Source organism: Pseudomonas fluorescens (genome assembly GCF_004683905.1).
GTDB lineage: Bacteria > Pseudomonadota > Gammaproteobacteria > Pseudomonadales > Pseudomonadaceae > Aquipseudomonas > Aquipseudomonas putida_A.
Genome location: NZ_CP038438.1, coordinates 899,396 through 918,032, shown reverse-complemented (window position 1 = coordinate 918,032; position 18,637 = coordinate 899,396). Strand labels below are relative to the sequence as shown.

The window sequence follows — 18,637 nt, the reverse complement described above, 5'->3', positions numbered from 1 at the left end:
TTATTGTTCTGTCAGGGGACGCACGCGTACGCCCTGTTCGAGCTGCGCCAGTTGCGCCGCATCGTTGATGCCGAAACCGATCTGCGTCACCGCCATCGCGGCAATCGCCGTGGCCGTGCGCAGGGTCTGCTCGGGCGTATCGGCACTGAGCAGACCGTGGAGCATGCCGGCCAGCAACGAGTCACCGGCACCCACTGTGCTGGCGACCGTAACCTTGGGCGGCGTGGCATGCAGCGCCGAGCCGACGCTGAACCAGTTCACACCGTCGGCGCCATGGGAGATCACCACGTGCTCGATACCCTTGGCGTGCAGGCACGCCGCAGCCTGATCTTCGGCGGCGTGCGAGACCACATCGCAATCGAGCGCATCGGCGAGTTCTTCGGTATTCGGCTTGATCAGCCACGGGCGCGCTTCAATGGCCGCGCGCAAGGCGTCACCACTGCTGTCGAGGGCGACTTTCAGGCCGAGACCGTTCAGGCGTTCGATCAACTCACGCAACCACTGCGCACTGACGCCACGCGGCAGACTGCCGGCGACCACCACCGCGTCATGCCCCGGAGCGATCTGCAGCAGACGCTCAAGCAACGCCTGCTGCGCCGTCGCGTCGACCACCGGCCCCGGGCCGTTGATGTCGGTGATGCGCCCGTCGTGCTCGGCGACCTTGATGTTGCTGCGCGTCTCCCCCGGCACGCGAATGAACGCATCGACAAAGCCGCGCTTGGCGAACAGGGTTTCGAAGGCTTGCAGATTGTCTTCGCCGAGAAAGCCGCTGACCGTCAGTTGATGCCCGAGGTCTGCGAGTACCTGGGCGACGTTCACGCCTTTGCCGGCGGCGTGGGTGTGCATCTCGTCGCTGCGGTTGACCTGACCGGCCTCCAGGCGTGGCAGCTCAACCGTGAGGTCCAGCGCCGGGTTGAGGGTCAGGGTGAGAATCTTGGCCATTACAGGGCCTCCACTAATGCACGCACTTCGTTCGCGCTGCCCACGGTGAGGGCTTGTTGAGCAAGGGTTTGCGCCTGGGTCAGGCTGAGTTCGCGGATGCGCGCCTTGACCTCGGCGATGCTGCGCCCGGACACGCTCAGCTCATCGACACCGAGGCCGACCAGCACCGGCACCGCCAGCGGATCTGCCGCCAGCTCGCCGCACACGCCGACCCATTTGCCATGGGTATGCGCGGCGCGCACGGTGATGTCGATCAGTTGCAGCACCGCCGGGTGCAGGCCGTCAGCCTGGGCCGAAAGCGTCGGATGACCACGGTCGATGGCCAGGGTGTATTGCGTCAGGTCGTTGGTACCGACGCTGAAGAAGTCGACTTCCTTGGCCAATACCGGCGCCAGCAATGCAGCGGACGGTACTTCGATCATGATCCCCAGTTGCAAGTCCGCGACCGGGATTTCCAGGCGCAGACGCTCGGTCATGTCGCGGGCCTGACGCCACTCTTCAACACTGCCGACCATCGGGAACATGATCCGCAGCGGACGGTTGTCCGCCGAACGCAGCAAGGCGCGTAGCTGCGCTTCCATGACCTGCGGACGCTGCAAGGTCAGGCGAATGCCGCGCACGCCGAGGAACGGGTTTTCTTCCTTGGCGATCGGCCAATACGGCAGCGGTTTGTCACCGCCGACATCAAGGGTGCGCACCACCAGCGGCCGCCCGGCGAGGCCGTCGAGAACGCGACGGTATTCGGCCTCTTGAGTGGCTTCGTCTGGCGCTTGCGGGTGAGCCATGAAAATCAGTTCGGTGCGCAGCAGACCAATACCTTCGGCGCCCTGCTCGACCGCAGCGGTAACTCCGGCGCTTTCACCGATGTTGGCGAACACTTCCACGGCGTGACCGTCAGTGGTGTGCGCCGGTTGATGACGTTGTTCGGCGGCAGCCTTGAGGCGCTGCTCGCGGGTGTCGCGTTCTTCGGCGGCGCGTTGCAGGGTCGCGGCATCGGCGTCGACGTGCAGGCGACCGCGCTGGCCGTCGAGCAGCAACGGCGTGCCCGGTTCCAGCAGCAACACCGCAGCGCCAGCTCCGACCAGCGCCGGAATGCCCAATGCACGGGCGACGATTGCACTGTGCGCCGTGGCGCCGCCGCGCGCGGTGAGAATCCCTGCAACTCGGGCCGGATCGAGCCGCGCCACGTCGGATGGGCCGACTTCGTCCATCACCAGAATGTATGGCTGCTCCGGCTCATTCGGAGTCTGCACACCACAGAGTTGCGCCAGTACCCGGCGGCCTATGTCCCGCAAATCCGCCGCCCGCTCAGCGAGCAACGCGTCCTGCAGCGATTCCTGTTGTTTGGCCGCTGCTTCAATCACCGCCATCCACGCCGCTTCGGCGCTTTCGCCTTGTTTGAGGCGGGTGTCGACTTCGTCGGTCAGTTCCGGGTCGTCGAGCATTTCCTGGTGGGTGATGAAAATCTCGCGAATCGCCTTGGCCTTGCTGCGTTCGATCAGGCCCTGGATGTCACTGCGCACATCGCTCAGCGCTTGCTTGAGGCGCTCGCGCTCGATGGCGGCGGACTCGCCGCGCAACGGGTAATCGATAGCCTGTTGCACCTGAATATGCGCAGGCCCAATGGCGATGCCCGGTGCCGCCGGGATCGCCTGCAACTGCGCGCCGGACGCCGGGGCGATCAGCACTTCGGCGATATCAGCGATGACTTCGCGTTGCTGACTCACGGCCGGCAACGGTTCGACTTCTTCGCCGAGGCCTTCTTCGATAGCGGCCAGCAATGCAGGCAAGGCGTCAGCAGCGATGCTCGGTTCGGCGATCAACTCCAGCACCTGACCACGACGGGCGCCGAGGCTCAGCAGTTTGCTCAGGCTTTTTACCGACACGGCGCTGTCCGCGCTGTCGACGATGCGCACGCGGATTTCACCGTCGAAACTCTTCGCCAGTTGCGCAAGGATCTTCGCAGGGCGTGCATGCAAACCGTGGGCGTTGGCCAGGGCAATACGTGCGCTCGGCCAATCGGCGGGCAGTTCGCCGCCGAGCACTTCGAGGACTTTACGACTGCTGGTGGCGCGGCCCAATTCATGGCCGCGCCCTTCGATGAGGAGCGCGCACAGACGTTCAAGCAGCGCCTGATGCGCCTCACCCAGACTGGCCAGACAGAACAGACCGCTGAGCGGCTGCCCGAGGTAGCGCATCGGTTTGTCCGGGGTGACGAAGGCCAGGCCCGGACGTTTCACGGTCTGCTCGCTGTGCAGCCACCACAGGCCATCGCCCAGTGGCAGCGCTTCGACTTGTTGCAACACACCGGCAAAACCGTTGCTCACACAATCAGCCTGACGCAACAGACGCGCGCCACGCCAGACCAGTTCTTCGAAATCGTCAGCCGACACGCCGAGGCCGATCATCTGCGCATCCAGCGCCAGTTCCTGTGGCGCGCCTTGCAGCAATTTCAGCAGCGCCTCGGGAGAACTGGCGCGACGCAGGGCCTGACCCAGATCGGTCTCGCCCAGGGCGCGGGTCAGCAACTGCAGCAGACGCAGGTGTTCGTCGGATTTGGCGGCGATGCCGATCGCCAGATAAACGATCTGGCCGTCGCCCCAGTCCACGCCCTCGGGAAACTGCATCAGCCGCACGCCGGTGGCGAACACCTGATCGCGGGTCTCGGGCGTACCGTGAGGGATGGCGATACCCTGGCCGAGAAAGGTCGAGCCCTGGGCTTCCCGGGCCTGCAATCCAGCGAGGTAGCCATCGGCGACCAGGCCATCGGCCACCAGATGATGGGCAAGCAATTGCAGGGCGGCGGGTTTATCCACAGCCGATTGGCCCATGGATATCTGCTCTATAGTGAGCTCGAGCATGCGATCTCCTTTTTGGCACATGGATGCGCCAGGATATTGTTTTGAATGGTCACAGCTTAGGCGCTGGTCAGCCTGCTTTTCAGCGGCAGTTTTGGCGGTTTCACGGCAGAACCGGCCAAAGGCGTCTAAAACGTAGAAAATACGCTTGCTGAAACGTTTAATCTAGATTGATCGGCACGTTACTCGATAATGTCTCATCCTTGAAGTCCAACTTGTCGGATGCGCTGCGACAATAGTCGTCTGCCCGAATCGGTTAGGATTGGCGAAAATGTGGCGGCAAGCTCGAAAAAACAAGGAAATCCCGGGTTGAAACTCAGTGATATCGCGCGGTTGGCCGGAGTGTCCGTGACCACCGCCAGCTACGTCATCAACGGCAAGGCCGAACAGCAACGCATCAGCAACGCCACGGTCGAGCGGGTGCGTGCGGTCGTCGAACAGCACGGCTTCACCCCCAACCCGCAAGCGGCCGGGTTGCGCAGTCGGCACACGCGCACGTTGGGTTTTATTCTGCCGGACCTGGAAAACCCCAGTTACGCGCGGATCGCCAAACTGCTGGAGCAAGGCGCGCGGGCGCGTGGCTATCAGTTGCTGATTGCCAGCTCCGACGATGCGCCGGACAGCGAGCGCCAGTTGCTGCAACTGTTCAAGGCGCGCCGCTGCGATGCGCTGATCGTCGCCAGTTGCCTGCCGGCCGGTGACGACAGCTATCGCCAGTTGCAGGCCAAGGGCTTGCCGATCATCGCCATCGACCGGGTCATGGAACCCGAGCACTTCTGCTCGGTGATCAGTGATGACCGCGAAGCCAGCCTGCACCTGACCCAGAGCCTGCTCGATCCGCAGCCGAAACAGATCGTGCTGCTCGGCGCGCGTCCGGAGCTGAGCATCAGTCAGGAACGTGCGGCGGGCTTCAAGCAGGCGCTGGTCGAGTTCAAAGGCGAAGTGCTGATCGAGCACGCCGAGTCCTTCAGCCGTGAATGCGGCAAGCAACTGATGGAAGAACTCCTGCAACGCCTGGGGCATTTGCCGGATGCGCTGGTGACCACGTCCTACGTGCTGTTGCAGGGCGTGTTCGATGCGCTGCATGACTTCCCGCTCAAATCCCGCCCGCTGCGTCTGGGCACCTTCGGTGACACGCAATTGCTCGACTTTCTGCCGCTGCCGGTCAACGCCATGGCCCAGCAGCACCAGTTGATCGCCGACAAGGCGCTGGAACTGGCGCTGGCCGCCGTCGAGCAATCGCAATACAAGCCTGGCGTGCAGGCCATCGCCCGTACCTTCAAGCAGCGTATTCATCGGGACTGAACCGTGGAGCTGATCGACAGCCACACCCACCTCGACTTCCCCGACTTCGACGCCGATCGCTCGGCCTTGCTCGCCGAAAGCCGCGCCCTCGGGGTGCGGCGGATGGTGGTGCTGGGGGTTTATCAGGGCAATTGGCAACGGGTGTGGGAGCTGGTGCAGAGCGATGCCGACCTGTACGCGGCATTTGGTCTGCATCCGGTGTACCTCGATCAGCATCAACCCGAAGATCTACGCGCACTCGGCGACTGGCTGACGCGGCTACGCGGCCATCGGCAACTGTGTGCGGTGGGCGAGATCGGCCTGGATTACTTCATCGAAACCCTCGACCGCGAACGCCAGCAGGCGCTGTTCGACGCGCAGCTGCAACTGGCGGCAGATTTCGAACTGCCGGCGCTGATCCACGTGCGCCGCAGCCACGCCGCGGTGATCGCCACGCTCAAGCGCTTCAAGCTCAAGCGCGCGGGCATCATCCACGCGTTCGCCGGCAGCCGCGAAGAAGCACGCGAATACATCAAGCTCGGTTTCAAACTGGGTCTGGGCGGCGCGCCAACCTGGCCGCAGGCGTTGCGCATGCATCGGGTGCTGGCGGATCTGCCGCTGGATTCGATCGTGCTGGAGACCGACTCTCCGGACATGGCGCCGGCGATGTTTCCCGGAGTACGCAATACACCGGCGCACTTGCCGGCGATCTGTGCGGCACTGGCCGAGTTGATGAATGTCAGTGCAGAACGACTGGCCGCCGCCAGCACCGCCAACAGCTGCGAAGTGTTTGGTTGGTAATCAGTCGCCGTGGGCCTTGGCCGCCTCGAGGATCAGGGTCATGTGCTGGCGATGATGAACAAAACGCAGCAGCGCGAAGTACACGAAAAGCACGATCAGTGATGCATTCAACTGTTCCGTCACGTTGAGCAGCCCGATCCATTCCATGACCAACGCCACCAACAGCGCGGTGCACACCGTGACTGACGCGCTGAAGCGCAGCAATCCGAGAGAGTCGAGAGATTTGAAGCGTTTGATCTGCACCGGACAGCGCAACTCCAGGGTTTTCTGGCAGTGATTGCAGGTAAACGGTTCATTGATTGCGATGGCATTGAGTTGCCAGGGTTTAAGCACCTGCGTGGTCTGGCAATGAGCACAACGGCCCTGAACTCCCAGGGTTACAACGGACATTCGCGGCCTCCTCAGCGCAACTAACTGATCAGGGATACTGGCTCAATAATGACGAAAAGCCAGCCGCCGGAAGAAAACAGGAATTGGCTTACAAGCGTAAGCATCAAAGCATTACAAAATGTTCTGACATCTGCCCTGCTCCAGCCCTGTGGTGAGGGGATTCATCCCCGATGGACTGCGCAGCGGTCCCTGATCACTTACAGGCTTGGGAGGACGCTATGCGTCCCATCGGGGATGAATCCCCTCGCTACAGGATCTTCCGCTGCGTCAGGACTTAGACGCGGAACGCGCTGATCAGCTGTTTCAGTTCCACCACCTGCGCTGACAACGCTCGGCTGGCGTCCTCCGTCTGGTGCGCCCCCTGCGCCGTGCGCTCGCCAGCGCGATTGATCTCGACGATGTTCTGGTCGATGTCATGGGCCACCGCAGTCTGTTGCTCCACGGCGGCAGCGATCTGCTGGTTCTGGTCGACGATCATGCCTACCGCGCCGAGGATGTTTTCCAGCGCCTGCTGGACCTTTTCCGACTGCCCGACCGTGCCGTTGGCCATCTGATGGCTAACGCCCATGGCCTTCACCGCAGCGCCCACGCCGCCATGCAGCTTGCTGATCATCTGCTCGATTTCTTCGGTCGATTGCTGGGTGCGCTTGGCCAACGTACGCACTTCGTCCGCCACCACCGCAAATCCCCGGCCCTGCTCTCCGGCCCGGGCGGCTTCGATGGCGGCGTTGAGCGCCAGCAAGTTGGTCTGCTCGGCAATGCTCTTGATCACTTCCAGCACGCGGCTGATCGACTGGCTGTCGCTGGCCAACTGGTTGATCACCAGCACCGATTGATCGATCTCGCTGGCCAGCGCAGCAATGCTGCCCTGCTGCGACTCCACCAGTGTGCGACCGCTGACGGTTTCATCGTTGACGCTGTGCGCGCTGCTCACCGCTGCCGCTGCGCTGCGTGCAACTTCCAGCGAGGTCGCCGACATCTGGTTCATCGCGGTCGCCACTTGCTCGATCTGCGTGCGCTGCCCGGCCACCGCCTGATTGCTTTGCGCGGAAACAGTTTCCACCTGCCCTGCCTGGCGCTCGACCTCAGCCACGGTCTGCCCGACTCGCTCGATCAGGTCATGGATTTTCCTCACGGTGCCGTTGAACACCTCACCCAGCTCGCCGAGTTCATCGCGGCTGTTGGCCTTGAAATTGACCGTCATGTCACCGGCCGCGACCTTGTCCATCATCGCGCCCAAGCGCTTGAGCGTGGTGCGGGTCGAGGCGTAGAACCCGCCGTAGAGATAGAAAATCAGCACGAACACCACCGCCAGCGCCACCGCCTGCAACACCATGTGCGTGCGGTTTTGCGCCAGGCGCTGCTGCAGTTGGGTATCGAGGAATTTCAGGGTCGCGTCATTGAGCTGGTAGGTCTGCGCCATCAGCCCGGTGACCTGATCGTAGAACGCCTGCCACGGGGTATCGAGGGTCTCGGCCACCACGACTTTCGCCTCAAACAGTTCACTGGCCTGTTTGAGCGAAGCCTTGCTGCTGTCGGCCGGCGCGCTGAGACTGGCGCGCGCGGCCTGGCTGGAGTCGAGGGCGTCCTGCAGTTTCAACGCGTATTCAGCCTGGAGCTTTTCGATCTGCGCCAGCAACTCGTCGAAACGGCTGCTCGACGAACTGTTGAGAAAGCCCTGCCCCAACGAATACGAACCGATGGCTCGACCTTCACCGAGAGTCTGGGTCACGGCCGGAGTGATGTTGGTGAGCAGATCGCTGAGCTGACGGATGTCGCTCTGGTTGTCGCGGCTCAGACCGGCCTGACTGGCGATGATCTGGCTGAAAATCTGCGCGTTGCCGAGCAGCTTGCCGATCATTGCGCTTTTGCTTTGCAGGGAGCTTTCCGCCTGTTGGGCCTTGAGCGCGCTGATCATTTCATCGCGTTTGCCGTCGAACAGTTTGATCTGTTCGGGATCGTCGGTCATCGCCTGCAGACCTTGCAGGCGCGCCAGCACGGATTGCTCCAGGCCGCTGATCTGCGCTTCGAGATTGTCGGCTTTGCCGGACTGGCCGAGGGTGACGTTGATCTGCACCAGATTGTTCAGCGTTTCCAGATCCCGGCGCTGGCTCAGGCTGCTGCCCAGCAGATCGAGGCTCTGCAATTCGACCCGGGTGCCCTGGAATTCGCGATAGGAATCGCGCACCAGATAAAAATTGGTCACCAGCATCGGCACCAGGAACAGCACGCTGATCAAGCTGAACTTCATGCCGAAGCTCAGACGGTTCATCAGCGAGACGGCGGGATAGAGCAAGCTCTTCACTGGAAGTCTCCCTTGGTTTTTCTTGTTTTTATTGGCAGGCGCGGGGCGACAGCAGATAGCCACTATCGGGCGCTGTCTCTGTATAGCTCAAATCGGGGAGAGGTTTTGTAACTTAAGGTTAACGACTACGCTGCGCCGGTCACTGACCTGTGGCGAGGGGATTTATCCCCGATGGGCTGCACAGCAGCCCCATTAAGATATTGGGGCCGCTGCGCGCGCCATCGGGGATAAATCCCCTCACCACAATGAATTTCACGGGCGAGTATCAGTGAATCAAGACTGTCCACAAGGCAAACCCGGCATACCACAACACCGCCGCGCGCAGCAGCAGTTCCCAGAGGCAGTCGAGAGTGTTGATGCCTTCAGGACCAACTACCGGCGGCGGGATCTCACCCGCTGCCAGCCCGACCTTGTTGATCAACTGCGCGGCGCTGATGTTCCAGTTCAGCAGCTCATGCAACATCACCCGGCTGACCGCGACGAAATTGCCGACCAGAGCCAGACTGGCGGCGAGCAAGCGCACTGGCAACCAGTCAAAGGCGTGACGTAACTGTCCGGCACGTTCGGCGAGCGCCGGGTTCTGGCTGTGTTCTTCCGCCAATGCGAGCAAGCGATAAGCCAGCGCCGCGACCGGACCGAGCACGAAGTACCAGAAGATCACCGCGAAGAAACTTTGATAGGCCTGCCACAACAGGTGCCCTTGGACCCGATCCAGCAATTGCTCACCACTGTCGGCACAGATATCCAGATCACGCTTGGCCACATGCGCGGCGGCTTGGAGGTCTTCGCGACGCCATGCGTCACGAAACGGCCCGAGACCGCCGAGCAGATCACCGCGCCCCAGCGCATAAATCACCACCAGCAAATGCACCGGCAAGGCCAGCAAGCCGTACGCGACGGGTTCCAGTACCACCAGCAACAAGCCGAGCAGCGCCACCGGCAGCAACACCAGAATCGTCAGCACCAGCCATGGTCGCTGGGCCAGGCGCGCGCTGGTTTCGAGTTTGTGCAGTTCGCGGATCCATCCGCCATCGCGTTGAACCCGATGGCGCAGGGCCGAGAATTTCTCGATCCAGACCGCCAGCAGTAACACCAGAAAACTCATTGTCCTTCCTCTTGTGCCAGGGCGGCGCGGTAACGCGCCCAGTCGAATGCCGGGCCAGGATCGGTCTTGCGCCCGGGTGCGATGTCGCTGTGCCCGCAGATACGGGCGCCGGTGATAGCCGGAAATGCTGTTTGCAACTGACGCGTCAACGTGATCAGCGCCTGATACTGCGCATCGGTAAAGGGCAGATCATCAGTGCCTTCGAGCTCGATGCCCACGGAAAAATCGTTACAGGTTTCCCGGCCTTCGAACATCGACACGCCAGCATGCCACGCCCGCTCAAGACAGGAGACAAACTGGGTGACGGTGCCGTCACGTTCGATCAGAAAATGCGCCGAGACGCGCAGGTCGGCAATCCCTGCAAAATAGGGATGCTCGGTGACATCCAGACGATTCTGGAAAAATTCCTGCACCTTGCCGGTGGCAAACTGCGCCGGCGGCAGGCTGATGTTGTGGATCACCAACAGGGAGATTTCGCCCGCAGGGCGTTCATTGAAGTTGGGCGATGGGCAGACCTGTACCCCGTGACACCACCCGCTAGCGGGATCCAACTGCATACCGATTCCTTCAACGCCGACTGTGTTGGCGCCCAGTATGCCGTGATCGGGCCCCGGCGCGCGATCACTTGCCGCGATTGAGTCGCCGCAGATTGCCAAGCACCGACTCCAGCGCCCGATCGAACAGCAAGGTGTCATCCAGCGCCCGCACCGCGCCACGGCGGAACTCGAGGGCCAGATCGACGCGGCTGCGCTCCAGCACCTTCATCCCGGTGCGGTCGACGAACACGTATTTGCCGGTGGCTTCGATGATCGCTGCCAGCTTGCAGCGCAGGCTGTGCTCGTCATCTTCCTGGAACGCCACCCAACTGCCCAGGCGCAGTTGCTCCAACTGACGCAGCCCCGGGTCGTCATGCGCCAGGCCGCTGGCATTCACGCCGATCGCGCCCTCGTCGGCGCTACGCAGGGTGATGTGCTGCGACACCTCCACCAACGCCGGCGCATCGGCCGGCGGCTGCTCGGTGAGCGGTTCAAGCACCCGCACATGCAGCGCTTCCAGCTCGCTGAAAAATTCGCTGGTGGCGAACGGATCAAACGCCGAACTGCTCAGGCCATCACGCAATGATTTGAGCAACCCTGGCACCAGCGCCAGCAACTGCAGATCGGCGTCCACCTCGTCGTGACGCTGTACGCTCCAGATCAATTGCTCCATGGTCTGCACATCGGCCTGCCATTCAGCGCAGTGGTCGCCATGTTTGAGGCAGGTCAGCAGCAGCACTTTGCTCCACGCATCACGCACAAAGGTCACCACCGACGGCGGCAGGACTTTACCCAGCAACGCCTGGTTCAGCACATGCTCGACTCGCTGCCGAGCCAGTTCGGTTTTCGCCCGTCCTTCCTCGGCATCGCGCAAACGCTGCTCCAGCAATTCGCTGCGCCGCCGTTCATCACTGGTGAAGGCCAGGAAATCGGCGAGCAACTCGGAGAAAATTGCCGGGTCGTCGACGAAATCACTCAACAGGCGCTGCACCACTTGTTCAATGCGCAGATACAGGCTGTCACGCGCCTCGCCATTGCAATCGCCCCAGCCCATGGCGGCATCGGCGATTTCGTTGAGCAGGCGCCGCGCCGGGTGGCTGCTGCGGCTGAAGAAGCTCTTGTCGAGTACTGCGACCTTGAGCATCGGAATCTGCAAACGCGCGATCAACGCCTTGAGCGAATCCGGGAGGTTACGGTCTTCGAGGATGCAATCGAAGACCATGGCGATCAGGTTGATCACGTCTTCATCGGCGCCGTCGACGATGCGTGATTTGCCGCTCCTCACGCTGACCCGCGTCAGCAGCTGCTCAAGCTGATTGCGCAGATCGAAATCGTCCTGCGCCGCCAGCGCCGGGACGTATTGCTGCAAGTGTGAAAGCAGGCGCAGTAGATCACGGGTGCTGATCGGTTGCGCCGCCGCACTCGGCTCCAGGGTCGGCGCGACACTGCCGCGCACGTGCAGCAGCAGTTCCTGCAACGCGGCGAAGACTTCCTGCACGCCTTCGTCGGCGGGCGCGGGTTCGTCACTCTCTTCGCTGCTGATGCTTGCTGCCGCACGCTCGATTGCGCGGCGTGCGGGGGCCGGTTTCAACTCAGGCAACACGCCGGTGGCGACCAGCAATTGATTGGCTTCGGCATACAACTGCTCGGTATCGGCCAGCACGTAGCGTTCGAACAGTTTGAGCAGGATCAGCTTGACCTTGATCTCCACGCCCAGGTTACGTCCGGCCTGCAGAAAGAACTCGCAAAGCATCGCCGGGCCGAGCGGATTGTGTTGGTTATCGAAATCCTTGCCCAGCAACACGTTGAGCCGCGCAGTCAGTTGATCAAGAGCAAAGCCATCACGCTTGAGCACCCGCCCGACCATGGTCTCGACCGCCACGCTGCGTTCCATGTCATCGGTACGCGGTGCCGAATCCTCGAATATCAGCGTGCCGGACAATGTGGGTTGCACGACTTCGTATTGAATCAGCGCGACAAAGGCTTCGAAGAATTGCTCGAGAAAACCCCGTTCGATGTTTTTGCGCTTGAGGCGCAGGTCGCGCATGGCTTCGAAAAAGATGTTCTGCTCGACATCGTTGCGCGCTCGGTCGGCCATTTCGAACAGGGTGTCGTCGGCATTATCGAACAACTCCTGCAAACCGTGGCGCAGTTGCTGGGCGGCCTTGTCGCGGACCTGAAGCAGAATCACAGGCAGGCGGGCGAGCGGCGAATGATTCGCCTGATCGGTAGCGGCCTTGTGCAAAGGCACTACATTCCCGTCGTTGTGCATCCAAGCCTCCTGAAACGGTGATTCCACTGGGCATTTACCGCGCAATTCCCTGTGGGAGCGGGCTTGCTCGCGAAAGCGGTGTGTCGTTCGCCAAAACTGTCACTGACAAACCGCTTTCGCGAGCAAGCCCGCTCCCACATCGGCGTCAAAGCCATGACGTCAAATGCAAGGCGGATTATCTTGCAAAACTTGTCACCGGCGCTATAGCCGTCAGGGTTTCCCCTATGCCCGCGACACCTTCCAGTGACCACGAAAAACGGCGCTTTGCTCACAGAAAATCGACCAATTGCAGTCAGGCACGCGCGTTCTCGCCTTGGGTTGGCTCCTGCCATGCCCCTATAATCGGCGCACTTAGTTTGTGGAGCCCGTTATGCCGAATCTACGTCTCGCCGATCTGACCGCCGAAATCGAAGCCAACGTGCGCCGTGCGTTGCTCGAAGATGTCGGCAGCGGCGACATCACCGCACAACTGATCCCGGCCGAACGTCTGGCCAAAGCCACCATCATCACTCGCGACGAAGCGGTTATCTGCGGCACGGCGTGGGTCGACACGGTGTTTCGCCAGCTCGATCCGCGCGTCGCGGTGCACTGGCAGGTACGGGACGGTGAACGGGTCAAACCCAACCAGCCGTTGTTTCATCTGGAGGGCCCGGCCCGTTCGTTGCTGACTGGCGAACGCAGCGCGCTGAACTTCCTGCAACTGCTGTCCGGCGTGGCCACGCGTGCGCAATATCTGGCGGACTTCGTGGCGCAAACCCAGGTCAAGCTGCTGGATACCCGCAAGACCTTGCCGGGCCTGCGTCTGGCGCAGAAGTACGCAGTGACCTGCGGTGGTTGCCACAACCACCGCATCGGTCTCTACGACGCGTTCCTGATCAAGGAAAACCACATCGCCGCCAGTGGTGGCATCGCGCAGGCCATCGCCGCCGCGCACAAGATCGCGCCGGGCAAACCGGTGGAAGTCGAAGTGGAGAGCCTGGAAGAACTGAAGGAGGCGCTGACTGCCGGCGCCGACATCATCATGCTCGACGAACTGAGCCTGGATGACATGCGCGAAGCCGTGCGCCTGAATGGCGGCAAGGCCAAACTGGAAGCCAGCGGCGGCATCAACGAAAGCACGCTGCTGCCGATCGCCGAAACCGGCGTGGATTACATCTCGATCGGGGCGATGACCAAGGACGTGAAGGCGGTGGACCTGTCGATGCGTCTGAGCCTCTGAGGCTGTCACGCAATAAAAAACGCCAGCCCGGTTGAGGCTGGCGTTTTTGTTTCAGACCACCAGATTGTTCATCTCGCAGTACTCGTCCCACTCGACGCCCAACACCTCGGCCGCCTCCTTGTGCAGCTCCAGGCGCTTGGCCTCAAACTCTTCAGGGGTGCTGGTGTACTTGAGCGTCAGCTCCCACGGCTGCAAGCCCTGGGCTTCGGCTTCGTCCTCGAACGCCCACTGGATCTGGTCTTTCTGATCATCAGGACTCAGGTCCTTGATCTCTTCTTTCAGGTCCGGGACGTCCTGAATGTATTTTTCCAGCGCTAGTACGTGACGTTGCTCTTGAGTTAATTCGGTCATGGCGTTCTCGCTGATCGTAAGAATGGAGGATGGATCTGGATCATCAAGGATCTCTCTGACGCGGATTGTCCGGCCTTCGGAACCATTCGGGATCATCTGAAAACTGCTAAGCGATGCTCATGCAGGCACCGAATATAGGACGTTTGCATGACGAATTACACGGCTCTTTACATCTCTCGCACAAAAACTTTGACCTGGGAGACATAAATCGCGGGATTGCGCGAGGGGATGGTGCCCGAGACAGGAATCGAACCTGCGACCTTCGCGTTACGAGTGCGCTGCTCTACCGGCTGAGCTACACGGGCGGTGGGCTAAACCTAGCACCGGTCTTGAAGTCCGGCAACTTCAAAGCCTGTCCCGGTATTTCGCAGACAAAAAAATGCCCCGCCGTTTTCACGGCGGGGCATTTTCATTGCGCTAAAGCTGTGGGCTGATTAAACGCCCGAAGCCTTGGCCGCTGCCACGTCTTTGATGGACAGCTTGATACGGCCGCGGTTGTCCACGTCCAGTACCAGCACTTCCACTTCCTGGCCTTCTTTCAGGATGTCGGTGACTTTCTCTACGCGAGCGTCGCTCAGCATCGAGATGTGCACCAGACCGTCCTTGCCCGGCAGGATGTTGACGAATGCGCCGAAGTCGACGATGCGTTCAACCTTGCCGACGTAGATCTTGCCGATCTCGGCTTCTGCAGTGATGCTCAGAACGCGCTGACGAGCAGCTTCTGCGGCATCCTTGGTTTCGCCGAAGATCTTGATCGAACCGTCGTCTTCGATGTCGATCGAAGCCTTGGTTTCTTCGCAGATCGCACGGATGGTCGCGCCACCTTTACCGATAACGTCACGGATCTTGTCGGTGTCGATCTTCATCGCGATCATGGTCGGAGCGTTGGCCGACAGTTCGGTACGCGACTGGCCGATGATCTGGTTCATCTGGCCGAGGATGTTCAGGCGCGCTTCCAGGGCTTGGCCCAGAGCGATTTCCATGATCTCTTCGGTGATGCCCTTGATCTTGATGTCCATCTGCAGCGCAGTAACGCCTTTGGCGGTACCGGCTACTTTGAAGTCCATGTCGCCCAGGTGGTCTTCGTCACCCAGGATGTCGGTCAGGACGGCGAACTTCTCGCCTTCTTTAACCAGACCCATGGCGATACCGGCAACCGGAGCCTTCATTGGCACACCAGCGTCCATCAGGGCCAGGGAAGCGCCGCAAACGGAAGCCATCGAGCTCGAACCGTTGGATTCGGTGATTTCCGAAACCACACGGATGGTGTACGGGAACACGTCAGCGGCCGGCAGCATGGCCGAAACGGAGCGACGGGCCAGACGGCCGTGACCGATTTCACGACGACCAGCGCCACCCATGCGACCACACTCGCCCACCGAGAACGGAGGGAAGTTGTAGTGCAGCATGAACGGGTCTTTTTTCTCGCCTTCCAGGGTGTCCAGCAGCTGTGCGTCGCGGGCAGTACCCAGCGTCGCGACTACCAGAGCCTGGGTTTCGCCACGGGTGAACAGCGCCGAACCGTGAGTCTTAGGCAGAACGCCGACTTCGATGTTCAGCGGACGTACGGTGCGGGTGTCGCGGCCGTCGATACGTGGCTTGCCGTTAACGATGTTTTCGCGAACGGTGCGGTATTCGATTTCGCCGAAAGCGGCTTTGACGTCAGCAGCAGAAGGCTGGCCTTCTTCGCCGGACAGCTTGGCAACGACCTGGTCTTTCAGCTCGCCCAGACGTGCGTAGCGGTCAGCCTTGACAGTGATGGTGTAAGCCTGGGAGATCGCTTCGCCGAACTCGGCACGGATCGCGCCCAGCAGTTCGGTGGCTTCTGGAGCAGGAGCCCAGGTCCAGGTTGGCTTGGCAGCTTCAGCGGCCAGTTCTTTGACGGCGTTGATCACCACCTGGAACTCGTCGTGAGCAAACAGTACCGCGCCCAGCATCTGGTCTTCGGTCAGCTCTTTGGCTTCCGATTCAACCATCAGTACGGCGTCGGAGGTGCCGGCAACGACCATGTCCAGGCTCGAAGCAGCTTGCTGCTCGTAGGTCGGGTTCAGCAGGTAGCCGGTGCTTTCGTGGAAAGCGACGCGAGCGGCGCCGATCGGGCCGTCGAACGGAATGCCCGAGATGGCCAGGGCAGCCGAGGTACCGATCATCGCAGCGATGTCCGGATCGGTCTTCTTGCTGGTGGAAACGACGGTGCAGACAACCTGCACTTCGTTCATGAAGCCTTCCGGGAACAGCGGACGGATCGGACGGTCGATCAGTCGGGAAGTCAGGGTTTCTTTCTCGGAAGGACGGCCTTCACGCTTGAAGAAACCGCCAGGGATCTTACCGGCAGCGTAAGTCTTTTCCTGGTAGTGAACGGACAGAGGGAAGAAGCCCTTGCCTGGATCGGCTTGCTTGGCACCGACTACGGTCACCAATACGCTGACGTCGTCGTCAACGGTGACCAATACTGCGCCGGAGGCCTGACGGGCGATACGGCCAGTCTCGAGGGTAACGGTCGACTGACCGAACTGGAATTTTTTGATTACCGGGTTCACGGTGTCCTACCTTCTTTGTGGCTCTTGGGGGAACTGGTTTCTTGCGAAATTCTTGGGCAATGTCGGGAATCGGCCCGCTGACTGTCCGGGTAAAACGGTAGTGCAGATAAAACTTGAGGCTGGGAGCCTGCCAGCCACCAGCGGAAAACCGCTGATGCCTGACAGACCACCAACCTCATAGCGCAATCGCTGATTAGCGACGCAGACCCAGGCGGCCGATCAGAGCGCTGTAACGGCTCAGATCTTTGCCTTTCAGGTAATCCAGCAGCTTACGACGCTGGTTTACCATGCGGATCAGACCACGACGGGAGTGGTGGTCTTTACCGTTGGCCTTGAAGTGACCTTGCAGTTTGTTGATGTTGGCGGTCAGCAGTGCAACTTGCACTTCTGGCGAACCAGTATCACCAACAGCTTGCTGGTAGTCGGCAACGATTTGAGCTTTTTCTTGAACGTCGAGAGCCATGAGGCAATCCTTTTATCAGGAAACTGTTTCAAAAACAGTTTCAACAGGCCAGGGACAAATCCCTGTATCTATAAATGAGTAGTGACCGTGCCTGTTAACAGCCACACTCGTTCGGTCATTCTGACCGAATCAGTCGACGCGGCGCGATGCGCCCGTCTTCGCTCACTTCACCGATACCGATGAAGCGACCATTGTGATCCTGTACCCGTACCATGCCGAACTTCGGAGCATCCGGGGCGCGTACCGGCTGGCCGTTGAGCCAGTAGAACGCACTCGCTTCGGAGAAGTGCAGCAGCGGCCAATCCTGCAGGCCGCTGTCCGATGGCATCAGGAAGCGGTCGACCGCTTCGTTGCCGCCTTCGGCATGTACCGCTTCCAGCTCTTCGAGGGTCACGGTCTGCGCCAGGGTGAAAGGCCCGGCCTGGGTACGACGCAGTTCTGCGACGTACGCACCACAACCGAGTTGCTCACCGATATCCTCCACCAGGGTGCGGATATAGGTGCCCTTGCTGCAATCCACCGCAAGACGCGCAGTATCGCCTTCGAAGGCCAGCAATTCCAAGCGCGCAATAGTAACAGAACGCGGTTCGCGCTCCACTACTTCGCCTGCACGGGCCAGCTTGTACAGCGGCTGACCGTCACGCTTGAGTGCCGAGTACATCGGCGGTATCTGACTGATTTGCCCACGAAATTTCGGCAGAACCGCTTCGACATCGGCGCGACCAACGGTCACCGGGCGCTCCTGCAAAACCTCACCCTCGGCGTCCGCCGTGGTGGTGGTCTTGCCCAGTTGCGCCAGGGTTTCGTAACCCTTGTCGGAATCGAGCAGGTACTGCGAGAACTTCGTTGCCTCGCCAAAGCACAGCGGCAAGACACCGGTGGCCAGCGGGTCGAGACTGCCGGTGTGACCGGCCTTCTCGGCGTTGAGCAACCAGCGAACCTTCTGCAACGCGGCGTTGGAGGTGAACCCCAGCGGCTTGTCGAGCAGGATGATACCGCTGACGTTACGACGGATACGTTTGACCTGAGCCACCGAATTACTCCTTGGTGTCTTCAGGTGCAGCGACCACGTGCTGATTGTCCTCAGCCACGGCGCGCTCGATCAGGGCCGACAGATGCGCGCCACGCACGACGCTTTCGTCGTAGTGGAAGTGCAATTGCGGCACGCTGCGCAGCTTCATTTCACGGGCCAGCTGCATGCGCAGGAAACCTGCGGCAGCGTTGAGCACCTTAATGCTTTGCGCGATGTCTTCGGCGCTGTCCTGCCCCATCACGGTGATGAAGATCTTCGCGTGACCGACGTCACGGCTGACTTCCACAGCGGTAATGGTGACCAGGCCGACGCGCGGGTCTTTGACTTCACGACGGATCAGTTGGGCCAGCTCACGCTGCATCTGATCGCCGATACGTTGGGTACGGCTGTATTCTTTTGCCATGATTTTGTTACCTGTTACTGCCCCACGGTGAAACCCGCAAGGTCTGAAAGCGGCAAACGCCCGGCCTGACAAAAGCCAGACCGGGCGTTGCGTTTAGAGTCCTGACGCCGTGGCGCGCATCTGCATGCGGCGGCT

The 18,637-nt window shown here is 61.0% G+C and carries 15 protein-coding genes and 1 tRNA gene; 3 read left to right on the top strand and 13 right to left on the bottom strand.

Translation table 11 applies throughout. The features are described 5' to 3' along the window. Complete coding sequence (pfkB, locus tag E4T63_RS04075; protein ID WP_135294941.1) at positions 1–942, bottom strand: 1-phosphofructokinase; 942 nt, start codon at positions 940–942, stop codon at positions 1–3. Beyond that, entirely contained in the window at positions 942–3,803 is a 2,862-nt protein-coding gene (ptsP, locus tag E4T63_RS04070) for a phosphoenolpyruvate--protein phosphotransferase (RefSeq protein ID WP_135294940.1), read from the bottom strand. The genes pfkB and ptsP overlap by 1 nt, the downstream gene beginning before the upstream one ends. 306 nt (positions 3,804–4,109) lie before the next feature. On the opposite strand from ptsP, the gene cra reads away from it, so the two are divergent. Both cra and E4T63_RS04060 read left to right on the top strand, forming a co-directional pair. After that, the gene (cra, locus tag E4T63_RS04065; RefSeq protein WP_027610792.1) at positions 4,110–5,105 is read left to right on the top strand and encodes a catabolite repressor/activator; all 996 of its coding nucleotides are present in this window, start codon (positions 4,110–4,112) and stop codon (positions 5,103–5,105) included. A gap of 3 nt (positions 5,106–5,108) precedes the next feature. Further along, positions 5,109–5,885 carry a TatD family hydrolase gene (locus E4T63_RS04060; protein WP_097090477.1) on the top strand — a complete coding sequence of 259 codons (777 nt, stop codon included), beginning with the start codon at positions 5,109–5,111 and terminating at the stop codon, positions 5,883–5,885. Here E4T63_RS04060 and E4T63_RS04055 read toward each other — a convergent pair whose 3' ends face one another. From E4T63_RS04055 to E4T63_RS04035, 5 genes are all read right to left on the bottom strand, one after another. Further along, positions 5,886–6,275 carry a hypothetical protein gene (locus tag E4T63_RS04055; RefSeq protein ID WP_135294939.1) on the bottom strand — a complete coding sequence of 130 codons (390 nt, stop codon included), beginning with the start codon at positions 6,273–6,275 and terminating at the stop codon, positions 5,886–5,888. It lies immediately after the preceding gene. 274 nt (positions 6,276–6,549) lie between these two features. Further along, on the bottom strand, positions 6,550–7,254 hold the full coding sequence (locus E4T63_RS28920; protein ID WP_432431704.1) for a methyl-accepting chemotaxis protein: 705 nt from the start codon (positions 7,252–7,254) through the stop codon (positions 6,550–6,552). A 1,591-nt stretch (positions 7,255–8,845) separates the two neighbouring features. After that, positions 8,846–9,685: a regulatory signaling modulator protein AmpE gene (ampE, locus tag E4T63_RS04045; protein WP_098967162.1), complete on the bottom strand. Its 840-nt coding sequence runs from the start codon at positions 9,683–9,685 to the stop codon at positions 8,846–8,848. Continuing rightward, positions 9,682–10,242, bottom strand: a complete 561-nt coding sequence (gene ampD, locus E4T63_RS04040; RefSeq protein WP_103367760.1) for a 1,6-anhydro-N-acetylmuramyl-L-alanine amidase AmpD — start codon at positions 10,240–10,242, stop codon at positions 9,682–9,684. The genes ampE and ampD overlap by 4 nt, the downstream gene beginning before the upstream one ends. A gap of 64 nt (positions 10,243–10,306) precedes the next feature. Beyond that, complete coding sequence (locus tag E4T63_RS04035) at positions 10,307–12,493, bottom strand: DUF1631 domain-containing protein (RefSeq protein WP_135294937.1); 2,187 nt, start codon at positions 12,491–12,493, stop codon at positions 10,307–10,309. 370 nt (positions 12,494–12,863) lie between these two features. On the opposite strand from E4T63_RS04035, the gene nadC reads away from it, so the two are divergent. Then, complete coding sequence (gene nadC, locus E4T63_RS04030; protein ID WP_027610785.1) at positions 12,864–13,712, top strand: carboxylating nicotinate-nucleotide diphosphorylase; 849 nt, start codon at positions 12,864–12,866, stop codon at positions 13,710–13,712. A gap of 51 nt (positions 13,713–13,763) precedes the next feature. Here nadC and E4T63_RS04025 read toward each other — a convergent pair whose 3' ends face one another. The 6 genes from E4T63_RS04025 to rbfA form a co-directional block, all read right to left on the bottom strand. Beyond that, positions 13,764–14,063, bottom strand: a complete 300-nt coding sequence (locus E4T63_RS04025) for a DUF6388 family protein (protein WP_135294936.1) — start codon at positions 14,061–14,063, stop codon at positions 13,764–13,766. A gap of 229 nt (positions 14,064–14,292) precedes the next feature. Then, positions 14,293–14,368: transfer RNA gene (locus E4T63_RS04020), tRNA-Thr, on the bottom strand. A 129-nt stretch (positions 14,369–14,497) separates the two neighbouring features. Beyond that, complete coding sequence (gene pnp / locus E4T63_RS04015) at positions 14,498–16,603, bottom strand: polyribonucleotide nucleotidyltransferase (RefSeq protein WP_007961443.1); 2,106 nt, start codon at positions 16,601–16,603, stop codon at positions 14,498–14,500. 193 nt (positions 16,604–16,796) lie between these two features. Continuing rightward, entirely contained in the window at positions 16,797–17,066 is a 270-nt protein-coding gene (gene rpsO, locus E4T63_RS04010) for a 30S ribosomal protein S15 (protein ID WP_003221553.1), read from the bottom strand. A gap of 115 nt (positions 17,067–17,181) precedes the next feature. Further along, a complete protein-coding gene (truB, locus tag E4T63_RS04005; RefSeq protein WP_024011571.1) occupies positions 17,182–18,099 on the bottom strand; it encodes a tRNA pseudouridine(55) synthase TruB in 918 nt (305 codons plus the stop codon). 4 nt (positions 18,100–18,103) lie between these two features. Beyond that, positions 18,104–18,502: a 30S ribosome-binding factor RbfA gene (gene rbfA, locus E4T63_RS04000; RefSeq protein WP_135294935.1), complete on the bottom strand. Its 399-nt coding sequence runs from the start codon at positions 18,500–18,502 to the stop codon at positions 18,104–18,106. Positions 18,503–18,637 lie beyond the last annotated feature (135 nt).

What these genes read in the sequence shown, in the direction of transcription:
- ampD (WP_103367760.1), bottom strand. Translation starts at nt 10,242, where the DNA reads ATGCAGTTGGATCCCGCTAGCGGGTGGTGTCACGGGGTACAGGTCTGC.
- rpsO (WP_003221553.1), bottom strand. Translation starts at nt 17,066, where the DNA reads ATGGCTCTCGACGTTCAAGAAAAAGCTCAAATCGTTGCCGACTACCAG.
- E4T63_RS28920 (WP_432431704.1), bottom strand. Translation starts at nt 7,254, where the DNA reads ATGTCGGCGACCTCGCTGGAAGTTGCACGCAGCGCAGCGGCAGCGGTG.
- ampE (WP_098967162.1), bottom strand. Translation starts at nt 9,685, where the DNA reads ATGAGTTTTCTGGTGTTACTGCTGGCGGTCTGGATCGAGAAATTCTCG.
- pfkB (WP_135294941.1), bottom strand. Translation starts at nt 942, where the DNA reads ATGGCCAAGATTCTCACCCTGACCCTCAACCCGGCGCTGGACCTCACG.
- ptsP (WP_135294940.1), bottom strand. Translation starts at nt 3,803, where the DNA reads ATGCTCGAGCTCACTATAGAGCAGATATCCATGGGCCAATCGGCTGTG.
- E4T63_RS04035 (WP_135294937.1), bottom strand. Translation starts at nt 12,493, where the DNA reads ATGCACAACGACGGGAATGTAGTGCCTTTGCACAAGGCCGCTACCGAT.
- E4T63_RS04055 (WP_135294939.1), bottom strand. Translation starts at nt 6,275, where the DNA reads ATGTCCGTTGTAACCCTGGGAGTTCAGGGCCGTTGTGCTCATTGCCAG.
- E4T63_RS04025 (WP_135294936.1), bottom strand. Translation starts at nt 14,063, where the DNA reads ATGACCGAATTAACTCAAGAGCAACGTCACGTACTAGCGCTGGAAAAA.
- nadC (WP_027610785.1), top strand. Translation starts at nt 12,864, where the DNA reads ATGCCGAATCTACGTCTCGCCGATCTGACCGCCGAAATCGAAGCCAAC.
- rbfA (WP_135294935.1), bottom strand. Translation starts at nt 18,502, where the DNA reads ATGGCAAAAGAATACAGCCGTACCCAACGTATCGGCGATCAGATGCAG.